Genomic DNA, 22,617 nt, shown 5'->3' with positions numbered 1-22,617 from the left:
GCATGGAAATCAGCACGCCCAGGCTTGTCCTGCGCAACTGGAAGACCGAGGATCGCGACCTCTTTCGTGAAATAACCCGTGACCCCAAGGTCATGGAGTTCTTCCCCTATCGCCGCACGCACGCAGAAGCCGACGCGATGAGGGAACGGATCAGCCACCAGATCGCGACTTCAGGGCTTGGCATGTTTGCCGTCTCTGACAAGGCGACTGGCGAAGCCATGGGCTTTTGCGGTGTCGCCCCTGTGAACCTTCCCGGCATCCTGCCGGAGGGCGCTCATGAAATCGGTTGGCGCCTGGCAACACGGTTCTGGTCCCAGGGCTATGTCACGGAAGCAGCCACGGCCGCCCTCGGCTACGCTTTTCAGAATTTCGGCCTCAACGAAATCTACGCCTTTGCAGTGTGTGAAAACCGGCGCTCGATCGCCGTGATGGAACGGATCGGCATGCAGCGAATGACCGGTCGCGATTTTGCCCATCCTCAGGTTCCAGAGACCCATCCTCATCTCTCGATGCATGTCCTCTACCGGATCGAGCGCCCCGCCGCCGTGGTTTCTGAGCGATACCGAAAACCCTAACGGACCGATTCAGCGGCACTTAAGCATTGACGATTATAAGCAGATGCTGCAACAGCGCCGAAGAAGGTAAGCCGGCCGATATGATGAATTGGTACAATCGCTTCCTGCGACTTGGGGAGGAAGATCAGACCGAGGTGGAAGCGCCGCGGATCCGCGCTGTTCGCATGGGTGTTGTCGCTGAAAACACCCCATGGATGATGGCTGCCAATCTCCTGAATGCCTTTATCACGATCGGCGTATTCTGGACGAGCCCGATCTCGTTACCCATCACCGTCATCTGCAGCCTGCTGATTGCCCTTGCCTTGTGGACGCTTTGGATGGCCTGGCAGGCGCGCGGGCGCAAGCATCGGGAAACTGCAAGCATTCGCGGCACACAGCGCGCTGTCTTCCACGCATTTGTCCTGAGCGGGCTTTGGGCTGCGATTGATATCGTTGGTTATTCGCAGGCCACCGAAACACAACGTATGGTGCTTGCCGCCCTCGCCGTCGGCATGGCCGGTGGTGGCGGTTTTGCCTTGGCGACGATCCCGCCCGCCTCCATCGTGTTCTGCGCGGTCATTGGCGTCGGCGCCACTCTTGGGCTCGCAAGCTCACCAGCCCAGATCAACATCTATCTGATCTTTCTCTACGTGATCTTCGCGATGATCATCGTTCGGTCTTCGTTGAGCGTGTGCAAAAGCCTTACCCAACGCGTCCGTGCACAGATGGCGGCAGACGAGCAAAGGGATGTTGTCGGATTGCTTCTCAATGATTTCGAGGAGAACGCAGCGGACTGGCTTTGGGAGAGCGATCAGAATTTCAACCTCACGCGGGTTTCAAGCAGACTGTGCCAACAGATTGATTTGCCGGAAGAACTCCTCCTTGGTTCGAGACTTCAGGATGTTGTGCCCTTCTCCGCCATGTCACTGCGCAGCGGAAACAGCACCGACTGCCGCGCGCGGTTCCTTGAGCGCTTGGAGGCACGCCAGAGTTTTCGAGATGTCGACATCTGCGTAGACATCGGTGGCGAACTGGCGATCTGGTCAATGACCGGCAAGAGCATCCGCGATGAGGACGATATCTTCCTCGGATATCGCGGTGTCGGTCGCGACGTCACGGCAAACCGCGAAGCGTTGATCCGTATCGAGCACATGGCGCGTCACGACGCTCTGACGGAACTTGGGAACCGCATCCTTCTCAAGGAAGACCTGGAGCGGGCGATCACCCGACTGGAGCGCACGGGTGAAGGCTTTTCCGTGCTCCTGCTCGACCTGGATCGATTCAAGCAGGTCAATGATACGCATGGTCACGCCGCCGGTGATGAATTGCTGCGTGAAGTGGCGAAGGCACTGAGGACTCTCTGCGGCGAAAACAGTACACTTGCACGCCTGGGCGGCGACGAGTTTGCGATCATCCAGACCGCGTTCAACTGCGCCCGCGAAACCAGTCTGCTCGCATCCCGCATCATCGACAAACTGGAAAAGCCCTTCGGTCTCAGCAGCGGTACCGCAAGCGTCGGCGTGAGTATCGGCATTGCCACGGCCCCGGCAGACGCCGTGAACGGCGATCAATTGCTGCGAAACGCGGATCTGGCCCTCTACCGGGCAAAAAGAGACGGCCGCAACCGTTATCAGTTTTATGATCCATCTCTGGATGCTGCCGCTCGCCGGCGCAATCTCATCGAAAACGAACTTGCACTCGCCGTTTCCCAGGGCGCCCTGGAATTGCGTTTCCAGCCGTTGGTCTCGACCCGCGACGGCGACATCCTGGGGGCCGAGGCACTGGTTCGCTGGACGCATTCCCAGTTGGGCCCGATCAGCCCCGCCGAGTTCATCCCGATTGCCGAAGAAACCGGCATGATCATCAGCATTGGCGCCTGGGTGATCCGCGAGGCCTGCCGCGTGGCAGCAGAATGGCCGCCACATCTGCGTGTGGCAGTCAATCTCTCATCCCGCCAGTTCTTGAGCCCGGGGCTTCTGCCGCTGGTCGAGAACGCCCTGAAAACCAGTGGTCTTGCGCCCGAAAGACTGGAGCTTGAAGTCACAGAAAGCCTGCTGATGGACTCCACGCTTGGCCTTGAGCACACCATCGCTGCCTTGCGCAATCTCGGCCTCAGGATTGCGCTTGACGACTTTGGCACCGGGTTTTCGTCGCTCAGCTATCTCCGTCGCTACACCTTCGACAAAATCAAGATCGATCAGTCGTTCATCTCTGACATCGAGACAAACCGCGAGGGGCGCGCAATCGTCGAATCCGTCATTCACCTGGCGCACGACCTCAACATGGTGGTCGTCGCCGAAGGTATCGAGACCGAGGCGCAACGCGATGTCCTGAAAGGCCTCGGTTGCAGCCAATTGCAGGGCTTTTTGCTGGGCAAACCCATGACGGCCATCGACTTCGAGGTCGCCGCCAAGCGTACCCCGATTCTGCGGGCTTTGCCTCGCCTGACCGCCTGATCCTACTCGAGTGGCACGGCGATGAGCCGGAGGTCACCCTGTTTGTCTGCAATCATCAGATAGCCGCTACGACGGCCCTCCCCCTTGAGAGCGGTCAGCTTCTCCGCGACCTGCTGCGGGCTGCGCATGAATTCCTGCGCAATCTCCACGATCACGTCGCCGACCTTCAGCCCCTTGTCCTCCGCCTTCGACCCCGGCAGCACACGGGTAATCAGGACCCCCTCAACCCCTTCGGCAATGTCGAATGCAACACGTTTTTCATCATCCAGAAGGGTGATCTCCACACCGATCAGCCCTTCCGTAACCGGAGCGGGAGCAGCGGCCTGCGGGGCGTCCGGATTTGCCCCGTCCTCTGTCGATGGAGGAGGCTCGGGAGCCTCGTCCGGCTGCGCCTCATCGGTATTGTCTTCAGATGGCGCCTCTTCCTTCTCGTCACTTGCCGCCGCCACCTCATCTTCCAACTGGCCAAGCGTGACCTTTACCGTCATCTCCTTGCCGTCGCGCAGGATGACCACGTCCAAGGGCGTGCCTATGGCGCTCTCAGCCACGATCCGTGTGAGGTCGCGGGTTTCGTCAATCTCGCGCCCGTCAAATGTCACAATGACGTCACCGACCTGGATTGGCCCCTTCTCCACAGGCCCACCTTCAACGACGCCACTGATGAGAGCGCCACGCGGTCGCGGCAGGTCCAGACTGCGCGCGAGTTCATCCGATACAGGCTGAATGCGAACGCCAAGCCAGCCGCGACGGGTCTCGCCGAACTCTATGAGCTGCTTGATGATGTTTTCCGCCAGTTCGGTCGGAACCGCAAAGCCGATGCCGATCGAACCACCGCTCGGCGAGATGATCGCCGTGTTGATGCCGATGACATCGCCATCCATGTTGAACAGCGGGCCACCGGAATTGCCCTTGTTGATTGCCGCATCCGTCTGGATGAAGTTGTCATAGGGGCCTGCATTGATATTCCGGCCGCTTGCGGAAATGATGCCCACCGTCACAGATCCACCCAGGCCGAACGGATTTCCGATCGCCATCACCCAATCGCCGATCCGCATCTTTCGCGAATCGCCGAACTTGACCGCTGTCAGCGGCTTGTCCGGCTCAACCTTCAGGACAGAGAGGTCCGTCTTTGTGTCGGTGCCGACCAACGTTGCCTTGAGCTTTGATCCGTCGGAGAAGATGACCTCGATGTCATCAGCGTTTTCAATGACGTGGTTGTTGGTCACGACATAACCCGTTGGATCGATGACAAAGCCTGATCCAAGCGAATTCACACGGTTGTTGCTGTCGCCGCCCTCGCCATTTTTGTAGAAATCCTCAAACAGTTCCTCGAAGGGCGAGCCTTCCGGAACCTTTGGCATTGGCCCCTCGCCCTCCTCCTCGACACTCTGCGACGTCGAGATATTCACCACTGCCCCGAGAAGCCCGGAGGCCAAATCGGCCACGGATTCTGGTCCTCGCGCCTCCACCACCTCTGGCACGGCGGCTGTTGTCGCAAGGACGCTGCCGGCAAGCAAGGCGGACAGGAGAATGCGCGACGAGCGACGGTTTGGCTTGGACATGGGTATCCTCATGGGAATCTCAGGTATCGTTGCGAAGATAAGGCGGATTGTCCGCAGGGAAAATCACAATTCCAGGAACAGCATAGGATTGGCTTGCGCCCAGATCGTGTCAGGGACAAGGAGTGTGTTGGTCAATCCTCGACCTGGTTGGCATAGCTTGCCTCTCACACTGCAATGATTGTCACCCTGGCAAGGCCAGCAAAGCCCATCAAAAGCAAGGCCGGCAATGGCTGCCGGCCCTCTCAAGCACATGCGACAAGCGCAACCGATAGCTCGGTTCAATTGCTACTCGCAGCCGGCGCTGCGGGCGCTGCTGGAGCGGCCGTTGCCGGCACCTGGGGGGCAGAGTTCTGAGACCGGTCCAGACCGCTGTTGAAATAGCGGAAGAAATCCGAATCCGGCGACAGCACCATGGTTGTGCCCTGATTGCTCATGGAGCCGACATAGGCACGCATCGAGCGATAGAACTCAAAGAAGCCCGGATCGCGCTGGAAGGCCTCGGCAAAGATGCGGTTGCGCTCGGCGTCGCCTTCACCACGCAGGATTTCCGAATCGCGCTGCGCCTCGGCCTGCAATTCGACGACCTGACGGTCGGCGATCGCCCGGCGACGCTGGCTCTCTTCGTTACCACGGGCGCGGATCAACTCCGCTTCCGCCAGACGCTCGGCCTTCATGCGCTGGAAGGTCTGCTGGGAGACTTCCTGCGTGAGGTCGGTGCGGCGAATACGCACATCGGTGACCGACAGCCCCAGGCTCTCGGCTGCGGCCTGCAGATCGTTGCGGACATCCGACATCATCGACCCGCGTTCTTCGGAAAGTGCTGCATCGAAGTTTCTTAGACCATAGACCCGGCGCAGGGCGGCATCGAGGCGCGTGCGCAGACGCGATTCGGCAGCTTCCCGATCGCCAGACACGGTTTCACGGAAACGACGGGGATCGGAAATCTGGTAAACGGCAAACGCATCGACTTCGTAGAAGGCGCCACCGCGAACCTGAACACGGATGTCCGGAAGATCAAACCGCAACGCGCGGTCTTCGACATACTGGACCCGATCCGCATCCATGAAGGCAAACGGAAGCTTGAAGTAAAGCCCAGGTTCGCTCTTCACATCCTGGATCTGACCGAAGCGCAGAACGATGGCCTGTTCCCGTTCGTTGACCACGAAGATCGAAGAATAGGCGAAGAACGCAACGGCTGCGATGGCCACAAGGAAGTAGGGAAGACGGTTCGACATCTTAGTTGCCTCCTGCCGCGTTCTGGCCTGCCGGCTGATTGCCCGGCTGGCGTGTCAACTCGTTCAGCGGGAGATAAGGAACCACGCCCTGCTTCTCATCGATGATGATCTTGTTGGAATTACGCAAAACGTTTTCCATGGTTTCCAGATAGATGCGCTGGCGCGTCACGTCGGGTGCCTTGCGATACTCCTCATAGATCGAGACGAAGCGGGCAGCTTCACCCTCGGCCTCGTTGACGACCTGGTTTTTGTAAGCCGCCGCCTCTTCGCGGATCTGGGCTGCCTGACCGCGGGCCTGACCGAGACGCTGGTTGGAATACTGGTTCGATTCTTCTACGAAGCGATCTTCATCCTGCTGGGCGCGCTGCACTTCTTCAAAGGCCTCGGCCACTTCGCGCGGCGGAGCGGCATCTTCGATCGGAACCGCGTTGATGGCGATGCCGGCGCCGTAATTATCCATGGTACCCTGAATGATCGCACGAACCTGGGTGGAGATTTCCTCGCGATTGTCGCGGAAAACGTCCTGCGCCGGACGACGGCCAACGACTTCGCGCATCGCGCTTTCAGAAACCTGCTGCAGCGTCTGCGCGGGATCTTCGAGATTGAAAAGATAGGCCTGCGGATCAGAGACGGTGTACAGAACCGAGAACTGAACGCTGACGATGTTCTGGTCACCCGACAGCATCAGCCCGGCACTCGGATTGCTGGCGCTGGAACGGCTGCCGACATTCTGCTGTTGCTCGGTGACCTTGACGATCTCGACCTGTTCGATCGGCCAAAGGTGAAAGTGAAGGCCCGGCATCGCAAGCTCGGACTTCGGCTTGCCGAAGCGCAGCTCCACGCCGCGTTCGTCAGGCTGGACGGTATAGACCGCCTGCACGGCCCAGAAGGCCGCGATGACAAGAGCGATGATGACGAAAACGCCGCCGTTGAAACCGCCCGGCACGACATTCTTCAACCGGTCCTGTCCACGGCGGATCAGATCCTCCAGATCAGGTGGCTGGTTTCCACCGCCCCCGCCGCCGCGCGGCCGGTTCGGCCCCTGGCCCCAAGGACCCTGATTGTTGCCGCCGCCGCCGCCCCAAGGACCACCGCCGCCGCCGTTCTGATTGCTCCAGGGCATTCATACCTCTTTAAGTGAAAAATCGCTCCCAAGTCCTTTGAGCGCATGGTCCTATTGGAGACATGCGAAAGGTTGGATTGGTTATAGGTATAGCGCAGCGGCCTTTCAACGAGAGCTGGCCAACTTCTTGCGGAGACAAGGCAAATTTTGCGTTATCAGGCCGTCCTGCGACGGTATACCGCGTATCTTGTAGGATAACTATCCACCGGACCAGCCGGGACATCTTCGCTGCTGACCATTTCGAACTGCGCGGCATCGATGGAGGGAAACGTCGTATCTCCCTCCAGCTCGGCTTCGACATGGGTCACGTACAACACATCTGCGTGCGGCATGGCCTGACGGTAGATCTCGCCTCCCCCGATGACGCAGATCTCGTCGGTCTTCATTGCAATGGCGAGCTCTTCTGCCCGTGCCATCGCATGCTCGACGCTTGAAACGACCTCGACACCGGGTAGCTCAAGCCCCGCCTGTCGACTGATGATGATGTGCGTCCGCCCCGGAAGCGGCTTTGACCCGAAGCTTTCGAAGGTCTTGCGCCCCATGACAAGCGGCTTGCCCATGCTGAGCGCCTTGAACCGCTTAAGATCCGTCGACAGTTTCCACGGCATGTCACCATCCCGGCCAATGACACCATTGGCAGCGATCGCGACGATGAAAACCACACGGGGTTTTGTCATGACAGGCGCCTTCCGTTTTCGTCAAACCGCGATCGGCGCCTTGATGCTGGCATCAGCTTCATAACCGACAAGATTGAAATCCTCGAAGCGGAAGCCAAAGACATCCTTCACATCAGGATTGATCTCCATGCGCGGCAGGCTTTTCGGTGTCCGGCTCAATTGCAACTGCGCCTGCTCGAAATGATTGGCATAGAGATGCGCATCGCCAAGGGTATGGATGAAATCCCCGGGTTTGAGCCCGACGACCTGCGCCACCATCAGCGTCAGCAATGCATAGGAAGCGATATTGAACGGCACGCCGAGAAAGATATCGGCCGAGCGCTGGTAAAGCTGGCAGGAAAGCTTTCCATCCGCCACATAGAACTGAAACAGACAATGGCATGGCGGCAGCGCCATGTCATCGACCAGTGCCGGGTTCCAGGCGGACACGATGTGTCGGCGGGAGTTCGGATTGGTTTTCAAGCCCTCGATGAGCTTGGCGATCTGGTCGATATGGCCGCCGTCGTAATCCGGCCAGGAGCGCCACTGCGCACCATAGACAGGGCCGAGATCGCCATTCTCATCGGCCCATTCGTCCCAGATCGTCACGCCGTTTTCGCGCAGATAGCCGATATTGGTTTCGCCCTTCAGGAACCACAGAAGCTCGTGAATGATCGAGCGCAGATGCAGCTTCTTGGTGGTGATGACGGGAAAGCCTTCGGACAGATCAAAGCGCATCTGGTGCCCGAAGATCGACCGCGTGCCTGTGCCGGTCCGATCGCCGCGGTCCGTTCCTGTCTCAAGGACATGACGAAGAAGGTCGTGATACTGCTGCATGGATCGGTCCGTTCAGGCTTGTGTCTCGCGCGCACCATACTGCCATCGACAGCCAAGACCAAGCAGCCGGGCGGGGTTATCCAAGCCGCAGATGTATCACAGAGTGGTGCGGGAAGTTTTGCCCGGCCTCTTTTCATCGGGGATGGAAACACCTATATCAAACTTGCCGGGGCTTGCTCCGGCTATGGCAATAAACGGTCGGTGTAATAAACCTATTGGACCCGGGGGCGGTACCCGGCGCCTCCACCAAAAACCGGTCGGTGCGGATCGCATGGTCTGACCGGCTTTTGATGGGGGCGAAATAGGATCGACAAGGGCGTAAAGATCGAACTTTTGCTCGGCATGATACCGCCGTTATCGGGTCACAAGTGTAGTTGCAAACGACAACAACGCTAAGGGTTATGCTCTCGCTGCCTAATGGCGGTGCGGGAAATCCGAACCAAGTCCTCTAGGTTAGCCCCTTGAGGCGGGGTCCGAAGGCACCTGGCAACAGAAGCCTTCACCTTACCTTCTCCCCTCCAAGTCTTCACGCCACCTCGCCTATCAGCGCGCCAAAAAATGGTGTAATCTGTATCGACGCATTCGGTCCGGCGGGGCTTTTCCACCATCGCCTGTCGTGGCATATAGCCGCAAACGAGGCATGACAGAGAGAGACAGATTCTGATGGGGCACGATCACATTCGCTACGACATTCTGGCCCAGGACGCCCTGCGTGGCGTCATTCGCAAGGTCTTGAGTGAAGTGTCGGCAACCGGTCGCCTGCCGGGCGACCATCATTTCTTCATCACGTTCCTGACCGGCGCGCCCGGTGTTCGCATCTCGCAGCATCTCAAGTCAAAATATGCCGAGCAGATGACCATCGTCATCCAGCACCAGTTTTGGGATCTGAAGGTCACGGACAGCCTGTTCGAGGTGGGCCTTTCCTTCTCCGACACGCCGGAAAAGCTTGTCATCCCCTTCAATGCCATCCGCGGCTTCTACGATCCATCTGTCAACTTCGAACTTGAATTCGACGTACCCCAGGTCGAGGGCGAAGAAGAAAGTGCCGAAATCACGGCCTACCCTGTCGATGCGACCGCCAAAGTCGAGGACGAAGGCGAAGCACCAAAGGCTGAGGAAAAGAAGGAAGGCTCTGTCGTCTCGCTCGATGCCTTCCGCAAGAAGCAGTGAACGAGGCCTTCAGGCTTCAACGCAGGAATCATCGCTATGGGTGACCTCGTCAATCTCAGGCAGTTTCGCAAGGCAAAGGCGCGCACTGAAAAAGAGGCTGCGGCCGATCAGAACCGTATCTCGTTTGGCCGCACCAAGCAGGAAAAGACCCTGACCGACGCCCGCAACGAAAAGGCTCTGCGCGACCACCAGCAAGGCAAGCTGGAGAAATAGGGCGGCAGCTTCATGCCAGCCCGGCGGTGCAGGTGCGGAGAGCAACATGCTGCGCAAACACTCGATCACGCTAAGCGGGCACCGGACAAGCTTCTCTCTCGAAGATGCATTTCTGGCCGAACTCAAGACCATTGCGAAAGCCCGAAACATCAGTTTTGCCGCACTCGTCGCCGAGATTGACGAGCGGCGAACCAATACGGCCAATCTCTCATCAGCGCTGAGACTGCATGTGCTCGATGTGCTCAAGCAAAGCGCCAATCCAGAGCCGTGAAGCTTGCCGCATGGGCCCCTTCGCCCAACCTTTGCCGGCACTCACGGCAGACTGGGCACTGCCTAGAAACGAACCTCCGGCAAAGGCTGACGCACAACCCGCTCTGCAGGTGATACGGACAATCTACGCTCCGGCGCCGTGGCACCGGTCGGTGCGGGCGCAGGACTGGTTTCGGCCGGCGCCGAAGGTTGTTGGGGCGGACGAACCGGCTCTGCTCGATTGGGGACCTCCGGTGCCGGGCTGCCTGACGTTGCGGCAGCGGCACGAGCCGCCTCTTTCGCTGCCTTTGCCGCAGCGGCTGCTTCGGCCTCCTTGCGCGTCTGCTCTTCCTGTTTTGCCCACTCGGCGTCCTGGCGCGCACGCTCCTCGATGCGAGCGCGGGCAAGTGCCGATTCTCGCCGCAGGCGCTGCTTTTCAAGGACGCTGGACTGGAGAGCCTCTACCCTCCGACGCTCCATCTCAAACGCTCTCAGCGCCAGGAAATTGGTCAACTCGGTAACGTCATAGGTAACGGCCGGCGCAACGAATGGTCCGGTTATAGCAAGCCCAAGCGCCGGGACGGCCCCTTCAAGTGCCGCATCGCCTGCATCCAGGACAATCTTGAGCAAACCTTCGACGTCGCCCGACTGGAGATTGAGGCGCATATCGCCGCCCAGTGCCGCAGCCTCGGCTTTGAACGCCGCATTTTGCACCCGCAAAATCCTGTCCGCCAGCGACAGCTGAAGCTTTAGCCCATCCAGTTTGGCGCTGTCTTGGGGAATAGTCTGAGCGACAATGCCGCGCACCGCCTCCTGGTCGATGGCGGTGCCAATGGCATCGGCGCTTTCGATGATCTCGGGCAGGATGCCAAGCTTCAGACCGGTCACCTGAAGGCGCTCGAACACCATTTCGCCGGACCCGGTAACGCCGCCAATCAAGGCAGCCGGTGTCGCCCCCGTGCCTTCGAGCACCAGAGTAAGGCTTGCGCGGCCCGCCAGTTGACTGCCGCGTTCAAGTCCGCGCTCAGTTCTGAGACCTTCGAGCGTCCTTGCGACATCGGCGCCATCGACGGTGAGCTTGGCCTGAAGCAGCCCGGCACCTTCGGCATTGGCGAGGAACAGCCGTCCAGCGGCGGTCCCACCCAGCCAGTTCCCGCGCTCTACGTCGAGCACAGCTTCGCGTACAGTGAGATCAAAGCCTCCTGCAAAATCTTGCACGGCCTCCACCGCCCCGACCCACAAGCGATCCGCGGCCAGCTTCAGACTGACATCGATAGGCAAGGTACTGCTTGATAGTTCCGTCTGAGCAAGCTCGCCGCTTTGCGCGTCACGCAAGGGCCCCGTTACGGTTTCGGCCAGCCAGGCAAGATCGAGCTGTTCCGTGGCGATCGTACCCTTCAACCGCGGCCGCGCTGCAGTGAGATCGATATCGACACGCCCTTTGACCGGCTGGCCCACAATCTCTGCGGTAAACTCTTCGGTCGAAAGGATCCCCTTGGCCACCTTGACGGCCAGATTACCCTTGACCGGCAAACCGACTTGCAGATCCGGCAGATTGGCCTTGAGCGCAAGAAGGTATGGCGCGAGGTCAGCGCTGTCGATTGCGAAACTCCATGAACCATCTGCCAACAGGCCGGTCGCCAGGTCGGCAGTGTCACCGGTCAGTTCCAGCCGCGTCTTCTGCGCTTGATAAACTGCAGAGACCTCTCCGCCACTCTTGTCGTCGGCGGCAATCTTGAGGGTTATCGTGCCGCCATCACCGACCGGCAGCGGCAGGGGATCCATGCCGACCTGCCCCATCAGAATGCCCGCATCATCGTTCTTGAGTTCAACGTCCACCGCGCGCTCGCCAGTTGCGTTGACGCTGCCATTGTAACTCAAACGCACTTGGCTGCCGTTGGAGCGGCCCTCGCCTGCAACAGTCAAAGCACCCGTCTCGGAAAGCGCGATATCAAGCGTGACGTCCGTGTCGGCATAAAACCGCGAGGCACCCAAAAACCTCTCAAGCGCGGGCAACGCGGCATAGCGCTCCTTTACGAGACCCAGAAGGCCCGCCGGATCTACGGCGGAAATCGTCACGCGCCCTTTGGCAGCAGGTGCATCAGCCTTGCCCGCAAAGTTGCCCGCCAGGCGCAAGGTCGCTCCGGCGAGATCGCCAACATTCAGGCGCTCCACCTCAACTCGGCCGTCTGCATAGCGCAGGATCGCGTCGATCTGTTCAGCCTCGACACCAAGGGCCACCAGCTTGCGCAGTTGCAGGCGCGCCGCAACCTTGTCGGCGACGATCTTGTCGGCCTCGTCCTGCCCGGTGACCAGGGCAGCGATTGCGCGCGCTGCATCAAGGTTGAGAACGTCGCCCGAGAGATCGATAGAGAGACTTGAGCCCGCATTTTCGGAGGTTTCGCGCTCCATGCGCCCGATAAGCGGGTCCGAGCCGAGCGCAAGTTCCAGCTTCTCGAAACGCTGCAATTGTGAGGTCAGATTGACGGAGGCCGAGAGGCCTGCCGACCGCAATTGCCGAATAGCCGGGTCGACATTGCCGGACAACCAGGTGGCAAGCCCTGATGGCTGCGTCGAGGCAATCAGCAGATCGCCTTCAAACGACGGTGCCCCGCCCAGCATCAAAGCGCCGCTTGCTTCTACCTGTGTACGGCCCGGCAAAACGGCCACAGCTTTTTCGACCGCCCATCCTTGTCCATCCGGGCGAACATCGAGCTGGATATCGCGGAACACGGTATCTCCGGCGACAATAGCGGGCAGACGCAGGCTGGCTTTGCCTGGAACATTTGGAATGGGGATGGCCGTCGCCACACGCAACACCACGTCCAGCCGATGCTTGAGCGAGATTGCGCCGACGCGTGACGTCTTGCCCGTCGAACTGTTGGCTTCGAGCTTGGCGACATCGATCTGCTGCCCCTCGGCCGTCAGGCTGAATTCGGGCTTCGCCCCGGTGTCCAGCTTACCGGTTCCGGTCACCACATAGGGGTCGGCGACATCGCCAACTTCAAGGCGATAGGATGGGATCGCAATGCTTTCGTTGGTAACCTCCACCTCACCGCGGATACGGGGTGCGGGTGCCGGCTCCTCGCTCTCTTGCTCTTCAGGCATCTCGGCCTTGACCATGGCATCAAAGCGGCCCTCGTAAACCGGGCGGCCTTCCCTCAGCGACAGGGCTCCGTCGACATTGATATCGACCGGTCGCGTATCAGGCTCCAGGCGCAGCCTGAGCGGCAGGCTGTCTGCTGTCGGCGGCGTCGAATTCAGGGTAAAGTGCCCCGCCTCGCCGTCGAGCACCGCGCGACCGTCGATCGACCACGGCCCGGCAAGTGTGCGGGCCGATACCTTGGCATCGAGGTCTGTGATGAGCCGGTTGCGCCCGGTCTGCTGGTCGATGAATTCGACGGCACCGCCGGTGACGGTCAGATTCTCCAGGACCACGGTTCGCGCCGGCAGCGTCGGCTTGCTTCCCCGCAACCAGTCCAGCTCACCATTTTCGAGAAGACGTATGCGGGCACGAGGTTGCTCGATGCGCATATCGAAAATCCGGGCTTCGCCGGAGAGTAGCGGCGCCAGTTCGGCATCGAGCGAGAAGCGTTCGATGGTCACCAGAGGCGATCCGTCGAGATCTGCACCGATGGTTACATCCTGCATGCTGAGCGACGGAAAGGGAAGCAGACGCGCGCTGACGGTTCCGTGCACCGTGACCTTCTTGCCGAGGATACGGCTCGAACGATCCTCGAACTCCTGGCGGAAGCTGGTCCAATCGACGAAAAACGGCGCCAGGAGAGCTACAAAGAGCGCGACGACAACGAGGCCGCCTAGCGTTACCAGAATGCGTCCGAGCACCGATTGCAACTCCCTTATATGTGGCCCACAGCCTTAGCGAATTTCAAAGGCTAGGCAACCCGTCAGCTTTCGCAGTCAGAGCCTGAAGATTTTCCCCGGATTGAAGATATTGTCAGGATCGAGCGCCTGCTTGACTGCCCGCATGGCCGGAATTGCCGCGCCAAGTTCGGCCTCGAGATAGCGCATTTTCCCCTGCCCTATTCCGTGTTCACCGGTACACGTGCCCTGCATGGCCAGCGCCCGCGCACTCAAACGCTCGGTGAAAGCCTCAACCCGCGCAACGTCCTCCTCGCTCTTGTCATCAAAGAGAACCAGAACGTGAAAGTTGCCATCACCGGCATGACCGACGATCGGCGCAAGAAATCCTTCCGCCGCAATATCGGCCTGAGTTTCGGCCACGCAATCGGCCAGTCGCGAAATCGGCACACACACATCCGTCGAAAGACCGGCAAGATGCGGCGCAAGCGCTCGGCTCGCCCAATAGGCATTGTGTCTCGCCTTCCACAATTGTGCGCGCTCCTCGGCATCCTCCGTATAGCGGAAATCTGTGCAGCCGAAATCCGCCGCGATTGCGGCAAACTGCCGGGAATACAGGGCAACAGCCTCGTCCGTGCCATGAAATTCGACGAAAAGCGTCGGCTGCTCGGGATAGGTCAGCTTCGAATAGGCATTGCAGGCGCGCATTTGCATCTGATCGAGCAATTCGATGCGCGCAACAGGAATACCGAGCTGGATGGTCGTAATGACGGCGTTGCAGGCATCCTCAAGAGACGGAAAGCCGCACACGCCGCCGCCGATCTTTTCCGGAATGCCCTGGAGCCGCAAAGTGATCGAGGTAATGAGGCCGAGTGTGCCCTCCGCTCCAACAAAGAGGCGGGTTAGATCATACCCGGCAGACGACTTGCGCGCCCGCTGGGCCGTCGTGATCTCCTCGCCATTCGCCGTCACGACTGTCAGGGCCAGCACATTGTCCTTCATTGTTCCGTAGCGCACGGCATTGGTGCCGGACGCGCGGGTCGAGGCCATACCGCCAATCGAGGCATTGGCACCCGGATCAATCGGAAAGAACAGACCGGTATCACGCAGATAAACATTCAACGCCTCGCGGGTAACGCCGGGCTCGACCGTGCAATCGAGATCTTCCGGGCTCACGCGCAGCACTTTGTTCATCCAGGTAAAATCCACGCAGATGCCACCAGATGCAGCGTTCACCTGCCCTTCCAACGAAGTGCCAGCGCCGAAACCGATAATCGGCACCTTGTGGTGCGCGCAAAGGCGAACGATGGCTTGAACCTCCTTGCCACTTTCGACGAACACCACGCCATCCGGCAATTGGGCAGGAAGATAGCTCGTGCTATGCGCGTGCTGCTCGCGATGGGCTTTGCCGGTTTGAAATCTCTCGCCAAACTGTGCAGAGAGCGCCTGGACGACCTCACTGAGACCAATCTCGTTTCTCGGTCCGTCAATGACATCCTTGAGCGCCATCTACGCCTCCTAACAGCTGCTGACGCCGCGCACGCTAGGGGGCAATGGTCGATTCGTCCACCGCCCCGAAGCCAGGGACGGCCTCACTCTGCAGCGGCCCGTTGCGGAACCCCGGGGTCGTTGGCACCCGTCAACGCGGCATCCTCCAGCTCCGAGTGGAAGCGCGCCTCTTCCTCGGCATGCGGTTTGGAGAAGCGCGCAAGGAGGAGGTACGCAACGGGCGTGATATAGAGCGTAATAAGGGTGGCAAAACCCAGACCACCGACGATGACCCATCCAAGGGCAACGCGCGCTTCAGCCCCTGCACCTTGAGCCAGCACAAGCGGCACGCCGCCAAGCACGGTCGCGATCATCGTCATCATGACCGGGCGAAGACGGATCGTGCAGGCCATTTCAATGGCTTCGCGCACCGAGTGCCCGCGATCCCGCAGCTGATTGGCGAATTCGACAATCAGGATACCGTTCTTGGCCATGACGCCGACAAGCAGAACAAGCCCGATCTGACTGTAGACATTGAGGCTGGAGCCGGTGACCAGAAGCGCGAATACGGCACAGGCAAGGCCAAGCGGCACTGTCGCCATGATAATCAGGGCCGAGATGACACTTTCAAACTGCGCAGCCAGCACCAGGAAGATGACTGCGATGGCGAAACCGAAGGTCAATGCCATGCCGTAACTGTTTTCCTCAAGGGTCGCGGCTTCCGCCAGAGCCACTAGGCGCGCCCCCGGCGGCAAGAGAGGCTCGGCGATCTGCTTTGCAATTTCGATGGCATCCCCCAGCGCGACACCCTCACTGAGCCCGGCGGAGAAGGAGACAGAGGCCAGTTGCTGCTCTCGGTTCAGGCTCGGCGATACCGCCGTCTCCTCAAGCGAGGCAATACTGGACATCGGCACGACCCGGCCATCCGATGTCGTCAGGAAGATGTTCTCCAGATCCGTCGGATCGTTGATCGGCTGGGTGCTGGAGACAATCCGGACCGGAATGGAGGTACCGTCAACAAAGACATCCGTGACGGACCGCCCTTCCAGCAGGGCCTGAAGCGACGTGCCGATGGCATCGATGTCGATACCCAGATCGGACGCGCGTTCACGGTTCATGGTGACGGAAATCTGCGCCTGTGTCGGCTCATTGGAAAGCCGTGGTATATCGAATTCCGACCGCTCCGCCATCGCCTCCACGACCTTGAGCGCGGCTTCCGTCAGGATCTCGTGATCGGATCCGACAAGCGCCATCTGCAAACCGTTGCCAGCACCGCGGATGCGCAGACTGTTGGACTGGAACACATTGCCGCGAAGAGCCGGCACCGTGGCTGCAGCCGCGTTGACGTCCTGAACGATCTCGTCCTGACTGCGTGTGCGCTCCGACCAAGGAGCGAGTGTCATCACCATGAAGCCGCTGTTGGACGACCCCTGACCGGACAGCGAGAAGATATTGCGGATCTCGCCGCTGTCGACGAGGGGGCGCAGGTTCTCTTCGACCCGCTGCAATTGATCGCGCGTGTAGGTAAGGCTCGACCCTTGTGGCGTGCTCAGTCGCATCATCACCATGGAACGGTCCTCACGCGGCGTAAGCTCATTCCTGATGCCGGTAAACGTTACGTAAGCCGCTGCCATGAAAAGGCTGGCAACAAGGATCACGACCAGCGGATTGCCGAGACACGAAGTCAGCGTTCGCCGGTAAAGATCAGAAAATCCTTCGCCAAAACGCGTCAGCAGACCGGGCTTGGAATGCTCATGTCGACCGAGCATACGAGACGCCATCATCGGGCAGAGCGTCAAGGCAGTGATCGAGGACAAGAGCACCGCAAAGGCGAGCACGAAGCCGAATTCGCGAAACAACCCGCCAAGCTGGCCCGGCAGGAAGGAAAGCGGGACAAAGACGGCGGCAAGCGTCGCAGTCGTTGCCAACACCGCAAAAAAGACTTCCTGCGTGCCGAGGACCGCCGCTGCCCGTGGGCCCATTCCTTCGGCTCGCCGGCGCACGATATTCTCAAGCACGACGATTGCGTCATCGACCACAAGCCCCGTCGCGAGCACGATGGCCAAAAGCGTCAGGATGTTGATCGAGAAGCCGACCATGTAAATGGCAACCAGCGTCCCGATGAGAGCAACCGGCATGGTCAGAGCCGGAATGAGCGTTGCGCGCCAATCCCGAAGAAAGAGATAGAGGACAACGAGGACAATCGCGGCAGACAGGCCAAGTGCGATTTCGACCTCGTGTAGCGCGCCTTCGATGAAGACGGCATCATCACTGGTGATCGCAACCCGTGTACCTTCCGGTAGCGCTTCGCTCATCGCCGCGACGGCGGCATGCACACCCGCAGAAATATTGAGCGTGTTCGACTGCGCCTGGCGGACGATACCGAGGCCGACGCCCTGAATGCCATTGGATCGCAGCGACGTCGAACCGTCATCAGGGCCAAGCGTGATCGTTGCCACATCACGCAGACGCACCTTGTCTCCGACGAGGACATTCTCGAAGTCCTCGGCAGTGCTGAGACTTGCCGTGGCGCGAACCACGATATCCTGGGTGGCGGATTCCAGCGATCCTGCCGGCACGTCCAGCGAAGAGTTGCGAAGCGCTTCAACGAGCGAGGCGACCGTCAATCCGCGGCTGGCAAGCGCTGCCTGGTTCACGTCAACACGGAAGACCTTTTCCTGATCGCCGTAGACCTGAACGTCTGCCACACCTTCAACCGCGGCAAGACGGTCGGATATCTCGTTGTTCACCAGAAGCGTCAGATCCTCCATTCCGAGCGTGGAGGATGTGACGGCAAGGCGCATGATCGCATCGGAATCGGCATCCGCCTTGACGATGCGAGGCTCTTCCGCATCCTCAGGCAACTGTCCAATGACCCGGCCAAGAGCATCCCGAACATCATTGGCGGCAACCGCGAGATCTGCGGAATCGCTGAATTCGAGCGTGGTCCGGCTGGAGCCGAATTGCGATCGCGAGGAGATCGACTTCAGCCCGCTGACGCGCGCGACGGCTCCCTCGATAATCCGGGTAACCTCCTGATCCATGGTTTGCGGCGAGGCACCGTCGTAGTCGACCGACACGGATATCACCGGCCTGTCGACGTCAGGAAGCTCGCGAATTTCGATGCCCGCCAGCGCCGCGAGACCGCCGACCACCAGCAGTGTATTGAGCACGGCCGCCAATACCGGGCGGCGAATAAACAAAGCCGTGAAGCTATTGCCGGCCTTGCCGGTCTCGAACCCGTTTCCGCTCATCGGACGGCCACCTCCGGTGCTTTCGGATCAGGAGCAGCAACACGGACAGCCCCGCCTTCGCGAACGCGCTGCAGCCCCTCGACCGCAACGAGATCACCCGCCTTCAACTCCGCGTCGACCAGGATCTTGTCGGAATTGCGCTGGATGATCTTGACCCGCTTCTTGAAGGATTTGTTGTCGACGATTTGCCAGACATAGGATCCTTCACCGTCCCACTGCACCGCAAGCGGATTGACGGACGCGAACTGGTCGCCGGGAAAGCGCATGGAAACGTTGAACGACATGCCCGCGCGCAAGACATCATCGGGATTATCGATGCGCGCTCGAATGCGAATGGTGCGGCTGGCCTGATCGACGCGGCTGTCGACGGCCTCGACCTTTCCTGCAAACTGCTGCCCAGGACGAGAGACGGAGGTTGCTTCGACGGGCATGTCCGTTTTGATCGTGGCGGCAAAACGCTCGGGCACCCAGAAATCGACGAGCAGTCGATCACGATTGTCAAGCGTGACGATCGGGCTGGTCGTCGTGACATTGTCACCGATATTGACGCCGACGATTCCGATCACCCCGGTGATCGGTGCAACGATATCGCGCCGCTTGAGGTTGAGCTCGGCTGTCGTCAGCTGCAATTGCGCCTGCTCCTCGGCGATCTTCGCGTCGAGCACTTCGAGCCGGGAGAAGCTCTGAAGATTGCCATAGGACTCGGCTTTTTCCTTCGCGCTGCGCAGCGCGACGGCGGCCTGATCGCGCAGGATCACCTGTTCTTCGCTGTCGAGACGTGCGATGATATCGCCCTTCTCGACACGCTGCCCCGATTTCACGGCAATCTCGGCCACCATCCCGCTTGCCTGGGGCATGACAGTCACCGCCTCAATGGCCTCGCCGTCACCGATGGCGTTCAGGCGATCATTGATCACGCCCATGGCCACCGGCTCGATTGCGACCAGGATATCCTGCTGACCTCCGCCGCCGCGACGCCCTTGTCCCTGCCCACCTCCTTGGGCCTGCCCCTTGCCATCGCCCGCCTGCGAAGACGGCGCGACCATGGAAACAAGTCCTTGTGGCACCCCGAGACCGACCAGTGTCGGGCCGGCTGCCGGTGACAGATACACCCAGCCACAGACGCCGAGGGCCAGGATGAAAAGACACAGCGAGAGTTGCTTCCAGATCGGCATGCAGGCTCCAAAGATATGAGATGAAATATTTCGCTCCAGTATCCGGCCTGAATTGTGGCTGGCAATGGCAGAAACGCAAGCTTACTGATTTGTAATCTCTACGCTTTCACGGTCCCGTGATCGAAAGACTTCGCAGCGGTGCTTTCGGCATAGATAGGAACCGCGATGACTTGGGCTATGGGCGACCCCAAAAAGCCGTGCGCAAGAGCGAGGGCGAGAATAAAACCAGAACGGTTACACTGGCCTTTCGGGACCGAATCACTACATTGAGCCGCATGACCAGTGGTTTTGATGATATTCCCTTCTTTGACGAGGAACCGGCACCGCGCAAGAAGCGAGTGGAACCGGCCCCCGCACCAGCAGCCGGTGGGCTCGGCATTGCCGCGCGTGCCATGGCGGCCCGTGATCAATCCCGTGCACCTGACTATATCTCGGGCCTGAACCCCGAGCAGCGGGAGGCCGTGGAAACGGTCGATGGCCCAGTGCTTGTCCTTGCGGGCGCAGGAACCGGAAAGACCCGCGTGCTGACCACCCGCATCGCGCATATCCTTGCCAGCAACCGCGCCTATCCGAGCCAGATCCTGGCCGTGACCTTCACCAACAAGGCCGCACGGGAGATGAAGGAGCGGATCGGCGTTCTCGTCGGCGGCCAGGTCGAAGGCATGCCCTGGCTCGGCACCTTCCACTCGATCGGGGTCAAGCTCCTGCGGCGCCATGCCGAGCTCGTCGGGCTGACATCCGACTTCACCATTCTCGATACCGATGACGTGGTACGGCTGATCAAGCAGATCATCCAGGCAGAGGGCATTGACGACAAACGCTGGCCCGCCAAGCAATTTTCCGCGATGATCGACGGCTGGAAGAACAAGGGGCTCGATCCGGCCCAAATCCCCGAAGGCGATGCCCGTGCCTTTGCCAATGGCCGCGGTCGCGAACTCTATGCCGCCTATCAGAACCGCCTGAAGACACTGAACGCCTGTGACTTCGGCGACCTGCTGATGCACCCCATCCGCATGTTCCGCGCCAATCCCGACCTGCTCAAGGAGTATCACCAGCGGTTCAGATATATTCTGGTCGACGAGTATCAGGACACAAACACCGCACAGTACATGTGGCTAAGGCTGCTCGCGCAGCGACCGCCCGGCGTGCCGCAGAATGTCTGCTGCGTCGGCGATGATGACCAATCGATCTATGGTTGGCGTGGTGCGGAAGTCGACAATATCCTGCGCTTCGAGAAGGATTTTCCCGGCGCAAAGGTGATCAAGCTTGAGCGCAACTACCGCTCGACCGAGCATATCCTCGGTGCTGCGGGTCATTTGATTGCTCATAACGAGGGGCGCCTTGGCAAGACGCTGTTCACCGATCGCGTCGACCCCAATGACGAGAAGGTCGTTGTCCACGCCGCCTGGGATTCCGAAGAGGAAGCCCGCGCCGTCGGCGAGGAGATCGAACAGCTGCAGCGCAAGCAGCATCCGCTGAACAACATGGCGATCCTTGTGCGCGCTTCCTTCCAGATGCGCGAATTCGAAGACCGCTTCGTGACGCTTGGCCTCAACTACCGCGTCATCGGCGGCCCGCGCTTTTACGAACGCCTCGAAATCCGCGATGCGATGGCCTACTTTCGCCTCGTCTGCCAGCCGGCAGACGATCTCGCCTTCGAGCGCATCGTCAACACGCCGAAGCGCGGTCTCGGCGACACGACCATCCGCAATCTACATGATTATGCCCGCACCCGCGACATCCCGATGCTTGCGGCAGCGGGCGACATCATCGAAACCGACGAGTTGAAGCCAAAGGCGCGCAAGGCGCTTTTTGACGTCGTCACGGATTTCCGCCGCTGGCAGTCGCTTCTGGAAAACACGCCCCATACCGAGCTTGCCGAGCAGATCCTCGACGAGAGCGGCTACACCGCAATGTGGCAGAACGACAAATCGGCGGAAGCGCCGGGACGGCTTGAAAACCTGAAGGAACTTGTCCGCTCGATGGAAGCCTTCGAGAGCCTACGCGGCTTCCTTGAGCATGTGTCGCTGGTCATGGATGCCGAGACAAACGAAAATCTCGACGCCGTATCGATCATGACGCTGCATTCGGCCAAGGGGCTTGAGTTCGAAACAGTGTTCTTGCCAGGCTGGGAAGAGGGCCTCTTCCCTCATCAGCGCGCATTGGATGAAGGCGGCCGCTCGGGTCTGGAGGAAGAGCGGCGCCTCGCCTATGTCGGCATCACCCGCGCCAAGCGTCGCTGCCACATATGGTTCGTCTCCAACCGTCGCATCCACGGCCTCTGGCAGTCGACCATGCCCTCGCGCTTCCTCGACGAATTGCCACCCGCCCATGTCGACGTCGCCGAGGCAGAGACCTCTTATGGCGGTTATGGTCGCAACCCGTACGGCCAGTCCCGCTTCGACAAGCAGGAGCCGTTCCAGAACGCCTATTCGACGCCGGGCTGGAAGCGCGCCCAGGCCAACAAGACCGACGCCACCCGCGACAACTGGGGATCTCGCTCCGGCCATGCCGTCGAGCGGATCGGTTACGGCGAAAGCGGACCTCGGGCCAAAACGATCGACGGCGAACTGGTTGCCCGATCGACGAACAGCGAGCCATCGCGCTTTTCGGTCGGCGACCGCGTCTTCCACATCAAGTTCGGCAACGGCAATATCGCGTCCATCGAAGGCAACAAGCTGACGATCGACTTTGACCGGGCAGGCCAGAAGCGCGTTCTAGACGGGTTCGTCGAAGCCGTCTCGTGATCAGGGGTTCGGGCGGGAAAGCCGCTCGACCCCGTTTCCCGACGGTGCTATTCCCGCGTGACAACAAGCAGAAAGA

Annotated in this window: 15 protein-coding genes and 1 other RNA gene; 7 read left to right on the top strand and 9 right to left on the bottom strand. The window is 60.1% G+C overall.

Annotated elements, in window-relative coordinates; genetic code table 11:
• Window positions 1-2: 2 nt before the first annotated feature.
• Both FAA97_RS01335 and FAA97_RS01330 read left to right on the top strand, forming a co-directional pair.
• Window positions 3-575, top strand: coding sequence for a GNAT family N-acetyltransferase (locus tag FAA97_RS01335; protein ID WP_136596732.1), 573 nt, complete (start codon window positions 3-5; stop codon window positions 573-575).
• Window positions 576-655: 80 nt separating this feature from the next.
• Entirely contained in the window at window positions 656-3,010 is a 2,355-nt protein-coding gene (locus tag FAA97_RS01330; RefSeq protein ID WP_136596731.1) for a putative bifunctional diguanylate cyclase/phosphodiesterase, read from the top strand.
• Between the two features lie 2 nt (window positions 3,011-3,012).
• Here the strand turns inward: FAA97_RS01330 and FAA97_RS01325 are convergent, their stop codons facing one another.
• From FAA97_RS01325 to FAA97_RS01305, 5 genes are all read right to left on the bottom strand, one after another.
• The gene (locus tag FAA97_RS01325) at window positions 3,013-4,584 is read right to left on the bottom strand and encodes a Do family serine endopeptidase (protein ID WP_136596730.1); all 1,572 of its coding nucleotides are present in this window, start codon (window positions 4,582-4,584) and stop codon (window positions 3,013-3,015) included.
• 266 nt (window positions 4,585-4,850) lie between these two features.
• A complete protein-coding gene (hflC, locus tag FAA97_RS01320) occupies window positions 4,851-5,807 on the bottom strand; it encodes a protease modulator HflC (RefSeq protein WP_136596729.1) in 957 nt (318 codons plus the stop codon).
• A 1-nt stretch (window position 5,808) separates the two neighbouring features.
• Window positions 5,809-6,930: an FtsH protease activity modulator HflK gene (hflK, locus tag FAA97_RS01315; RefSeq protein WP_136596728.1), complete on the bottom strand. Its 1,122-nt coding sequence runs from the start codon at window positions 6,928-6,930 to the stop codon at window positions 5,809-5,811.
• A 155-nt stretch (window positions 6,931-7,085) separates the two neighbouring features.
• Window positions 7,086-7,607, bottom strand: a complete 522-nt coding sequence (locus tag FAA97_RS01310) for a dihydrofolate reductase (protein ID WP_136596727.1) — start codon at window positions 7,605-7,607, stop codon at window positions 7,086-7,088.
• A 21-nt stretch (window positions 7,608-7,628) separates the two neighbouring features.
• Complete coding sequence (locus FAA97_RS01305) at window positions 7,629-8,423, bottom strand: thymidylate synthase (RefSeq protein WP_136596726.1); 795 nt, start codon at window positions 8,421-8,423, stop codon at window positions 7,629-7,631.
• Window positions 8,424-8,549: 126 nt separating this feature from the next.
• Between FAA97_RS01305 and ssrA the strand changes: the two genes are divergently transcribed.
• The 4 genes from ssrA to FAA97_RS01285 all read left to right on the top strand — a co-directional run bounded on the left by ssrA (window position 8,550) and on the right by FAA97_RS01285 (window position 10,077).
• Window positions 8,550-8,927: a transfer-messenger RNA gene (gene ssrA / locus FAA97_RS01300) on the top strand.
• 159 nt (window positions 8,928-9,086) lie between these two features.
• Window positions 9,087-9,593 carry an SspB family protein gene (locus FAA97_RS01295; protein WP_136596725.1) on the top strand — a complete coding sequence of 169 codons (507 nt, stop codon included), beginning with the start codon at window positions 9,087-9,089 and terminating at the stop codon, window positions 9,591-9,593.
• Between the two features lie 36 nt (window positions 9,594-9,629).
• Window positions 9,630-9,806, top strand: a complete 177-nt coding sequence (locus tag FAA97_RS01290) for a DUF4169 family protein (RefSeq protein WP_136596724.1) — start codon at window positions 9,630-9,632, stop codon at window positions 9,804-9,806.
• 46 nt (window positions 9,807-9,852) lie between these two features.
• Window positions 9,853-10,077: a ribbon-helix-helix domain-containing protein gene (locus tag FAA97_RS01285; RefSeq protein WP_136596723.1), complete on the top strand. Its 225-nt coding sequence runs from the start codon at window positions 9,853-9,855 to the stop codon at window positions 10,075-10,077.
• Between the two features lie 62 nt (window positions 10,078-10,139).
• Here the strand turns inward: FAA97_RS01285 and FAA97_RS01280 are convergent, their stop codons facing one another.
• The 4 genes from FAA97_RS01280 to FAA97_RS01265 all read right to left on the bottom strand — a co-directional run bounded on the left by FAA97_RS01280 (window position 10,140) and on the right by FAA97_RS01265 (window position 19,794).
• A complete protein-coding gene (locus FAA97_RS01280) occupies window positions 10,140-13,901 on the bottom strand; it encodes an AsmA family protein (RefSeq protein ID WP_136596722.1) in 3,762 nt (1,253 codons plus the stop codon).
• Window positions 13,902-13,976: 75 nt separating this feature from the next.
• Window positions 13,977-15,386, bottom strand: coding sequence for an FAD-binding oxidoreductase (locus FAA97_RS01275; protein ID WP_136596721.1), 1,410 nt, complete (start codon window positions 15,384-15,386; stop codon window positions 13,977-13,979).
• Between the two features lie 83 nt (window positions 15,387-15,469).
• Window positions 15,470-18,619: an efflux RND transporter permease subunit gene (locus tag FAA97_RS01270; RefSeq protein WP_136596720.1), complete on the bottom strand. Its 3,150-nt coding sequence runs from the start codon at window positions 18,617-18,619 to the stop codon at window positions 15,470-15,472.
• The gene (locus FAA97_RS01265; RefSeq protein ID WP_136596719.1) at window positions 18,616-19,794 is read right to left on the bottom strand and encodes an efflux RND transporter periplasmic adaptor subunit; all 1,179 of its coding nucleotides are present in this window, start codon (window positions 19,792-19,794) and stop codon (window positions 18,616-18,618) included. Before FAA97_RS01265 ends, FAA97_RS01270 begins: the two co-directional genes overlap by 4 nt.
• A 275-nt stretch (window positions 19,795-20,069) precedes the next feature.
• Between FAA97_RS01265 and FAA97_RS01260 the strand changes: the two genes are divergently transcribed.
• Window positions 20,070-22,541, top strand: coding sequence for an ATP-dependent helicase (locus tag FAA97_RS01260; RefSeq protein ID WP_136596718.1), 2,472 nt, complete (start codon window positions 20,070-20,072; stop codon window positions 22,539-22,541).
• Window positions 22,542-22,617: the final 76 nt, after the last annotated feature.

Source organism: Peteryoungia ipomoeae, from assembly GCF_004912165.1.
Classification (GTDB): Bacteria; Pseudomonadota; Alphaproteobacteria; order Rhizobiales; family Rhizobiaceae; genus Allorhizobium; species Allorhizobium ipomoeae.
This window is presented reverse-complemented; position numbering and strand designations above follow the sequence as displayed.

Coding starts and splice junctions, on each gene's coding strand:
- FAA97_RS01335 (WP_136596732.1), top strand. CDS start 3: ATGGAAATCAGCACGCCCAGGCTTGTCCTGCGCAACTGGAAGACCGAG.
- FAA97_RS01330 (WP_136596731.1), top strand. CDS start 656: ATGATGAATTGGTACAATCGCTTCCTGCGACTTGGGGAGGAAGATCAG.
- FAA97_RS01325 (WP_136596730.1), bottom strand. CDS start 4,584: ATGAGGATACCCATGTCCAAGCCAAACCGTCGCTCGTCGCGCATTCTC.
- hflC (WP_136596729.1), bottom strand. CDS start 5,807: ATGTCGAACCGTCTTCCCTACTTCCTTGTGGCCATCGCAGCCGTTGCG.
- hflK (WP_136596728.1), bottom strand. CDS start 6,930: ATGCCCTGGAGCAATCAGAACGGCGGCGGCGGTGGTCCTTGGGGCGGC.
- FAA97_RS01310 (WP_136596727.1), bottom strand. CDS start 7,607: ATGACAAAACCCCGTGTGGTTTTCATCGTCGCGATCGCTGCCAATGGT.
- FAA97_RS01305 (WP_136596726.1), bottom strand. CDS start 8,423: ATGCAGCAGTATCACGACCTTCTTCGTCATGTCCTTGAGACAGGAACG.
- FAA97_RS01295 (WP_136596725.1), top strand. CDS start 9,087: ATGGGGCACGATCACATTCGCTACGACATTCTGGCCCAGGACGCCCTG.
- FAA97_RS01290 (WP_136596724.1), top strand. CDS start 9,630: ATGGGTGACCTCGTCAATCTCAGGCAGTTTCGCAAGGCAAAGGCGCGC.
- FAA97_RS01285 (WP_136596723.1), top strand. CDS start 9,853: ATGCTGCGCAAACACTCGATCACGCTAAGCGGGCACCGGACAAGCTTC.
- FAA97_RS01275 (WP_136596721.1), bottom strand. CDS start 15,386: ATGGCGCTCAAGGATGTCATTGACGGACCGAGAAACGAGATTGGTCTC.
- FAA97_RS01270 (WP_136596720.1), bottom strand. CDS start 18,619: ATGAGCGGAAACGGGTTCGAGACCGGCAAGGCCGGCAATAGCTTCACG.
- FAA97_RS01265 (WP_136596719.1), bottom strand. CDS start 19,794: ATGCCGATCTGGAAGCAACTCTCGCTGTGTCTTTTCATCCTGGCCCTC.
- FAA97_RS01260 (WP_136596718.1), top strand. CDS start 20,070: ATGACCAGTGGTTTTGATGATATTCCCTTCTTTGACGAGGAACCGGCA.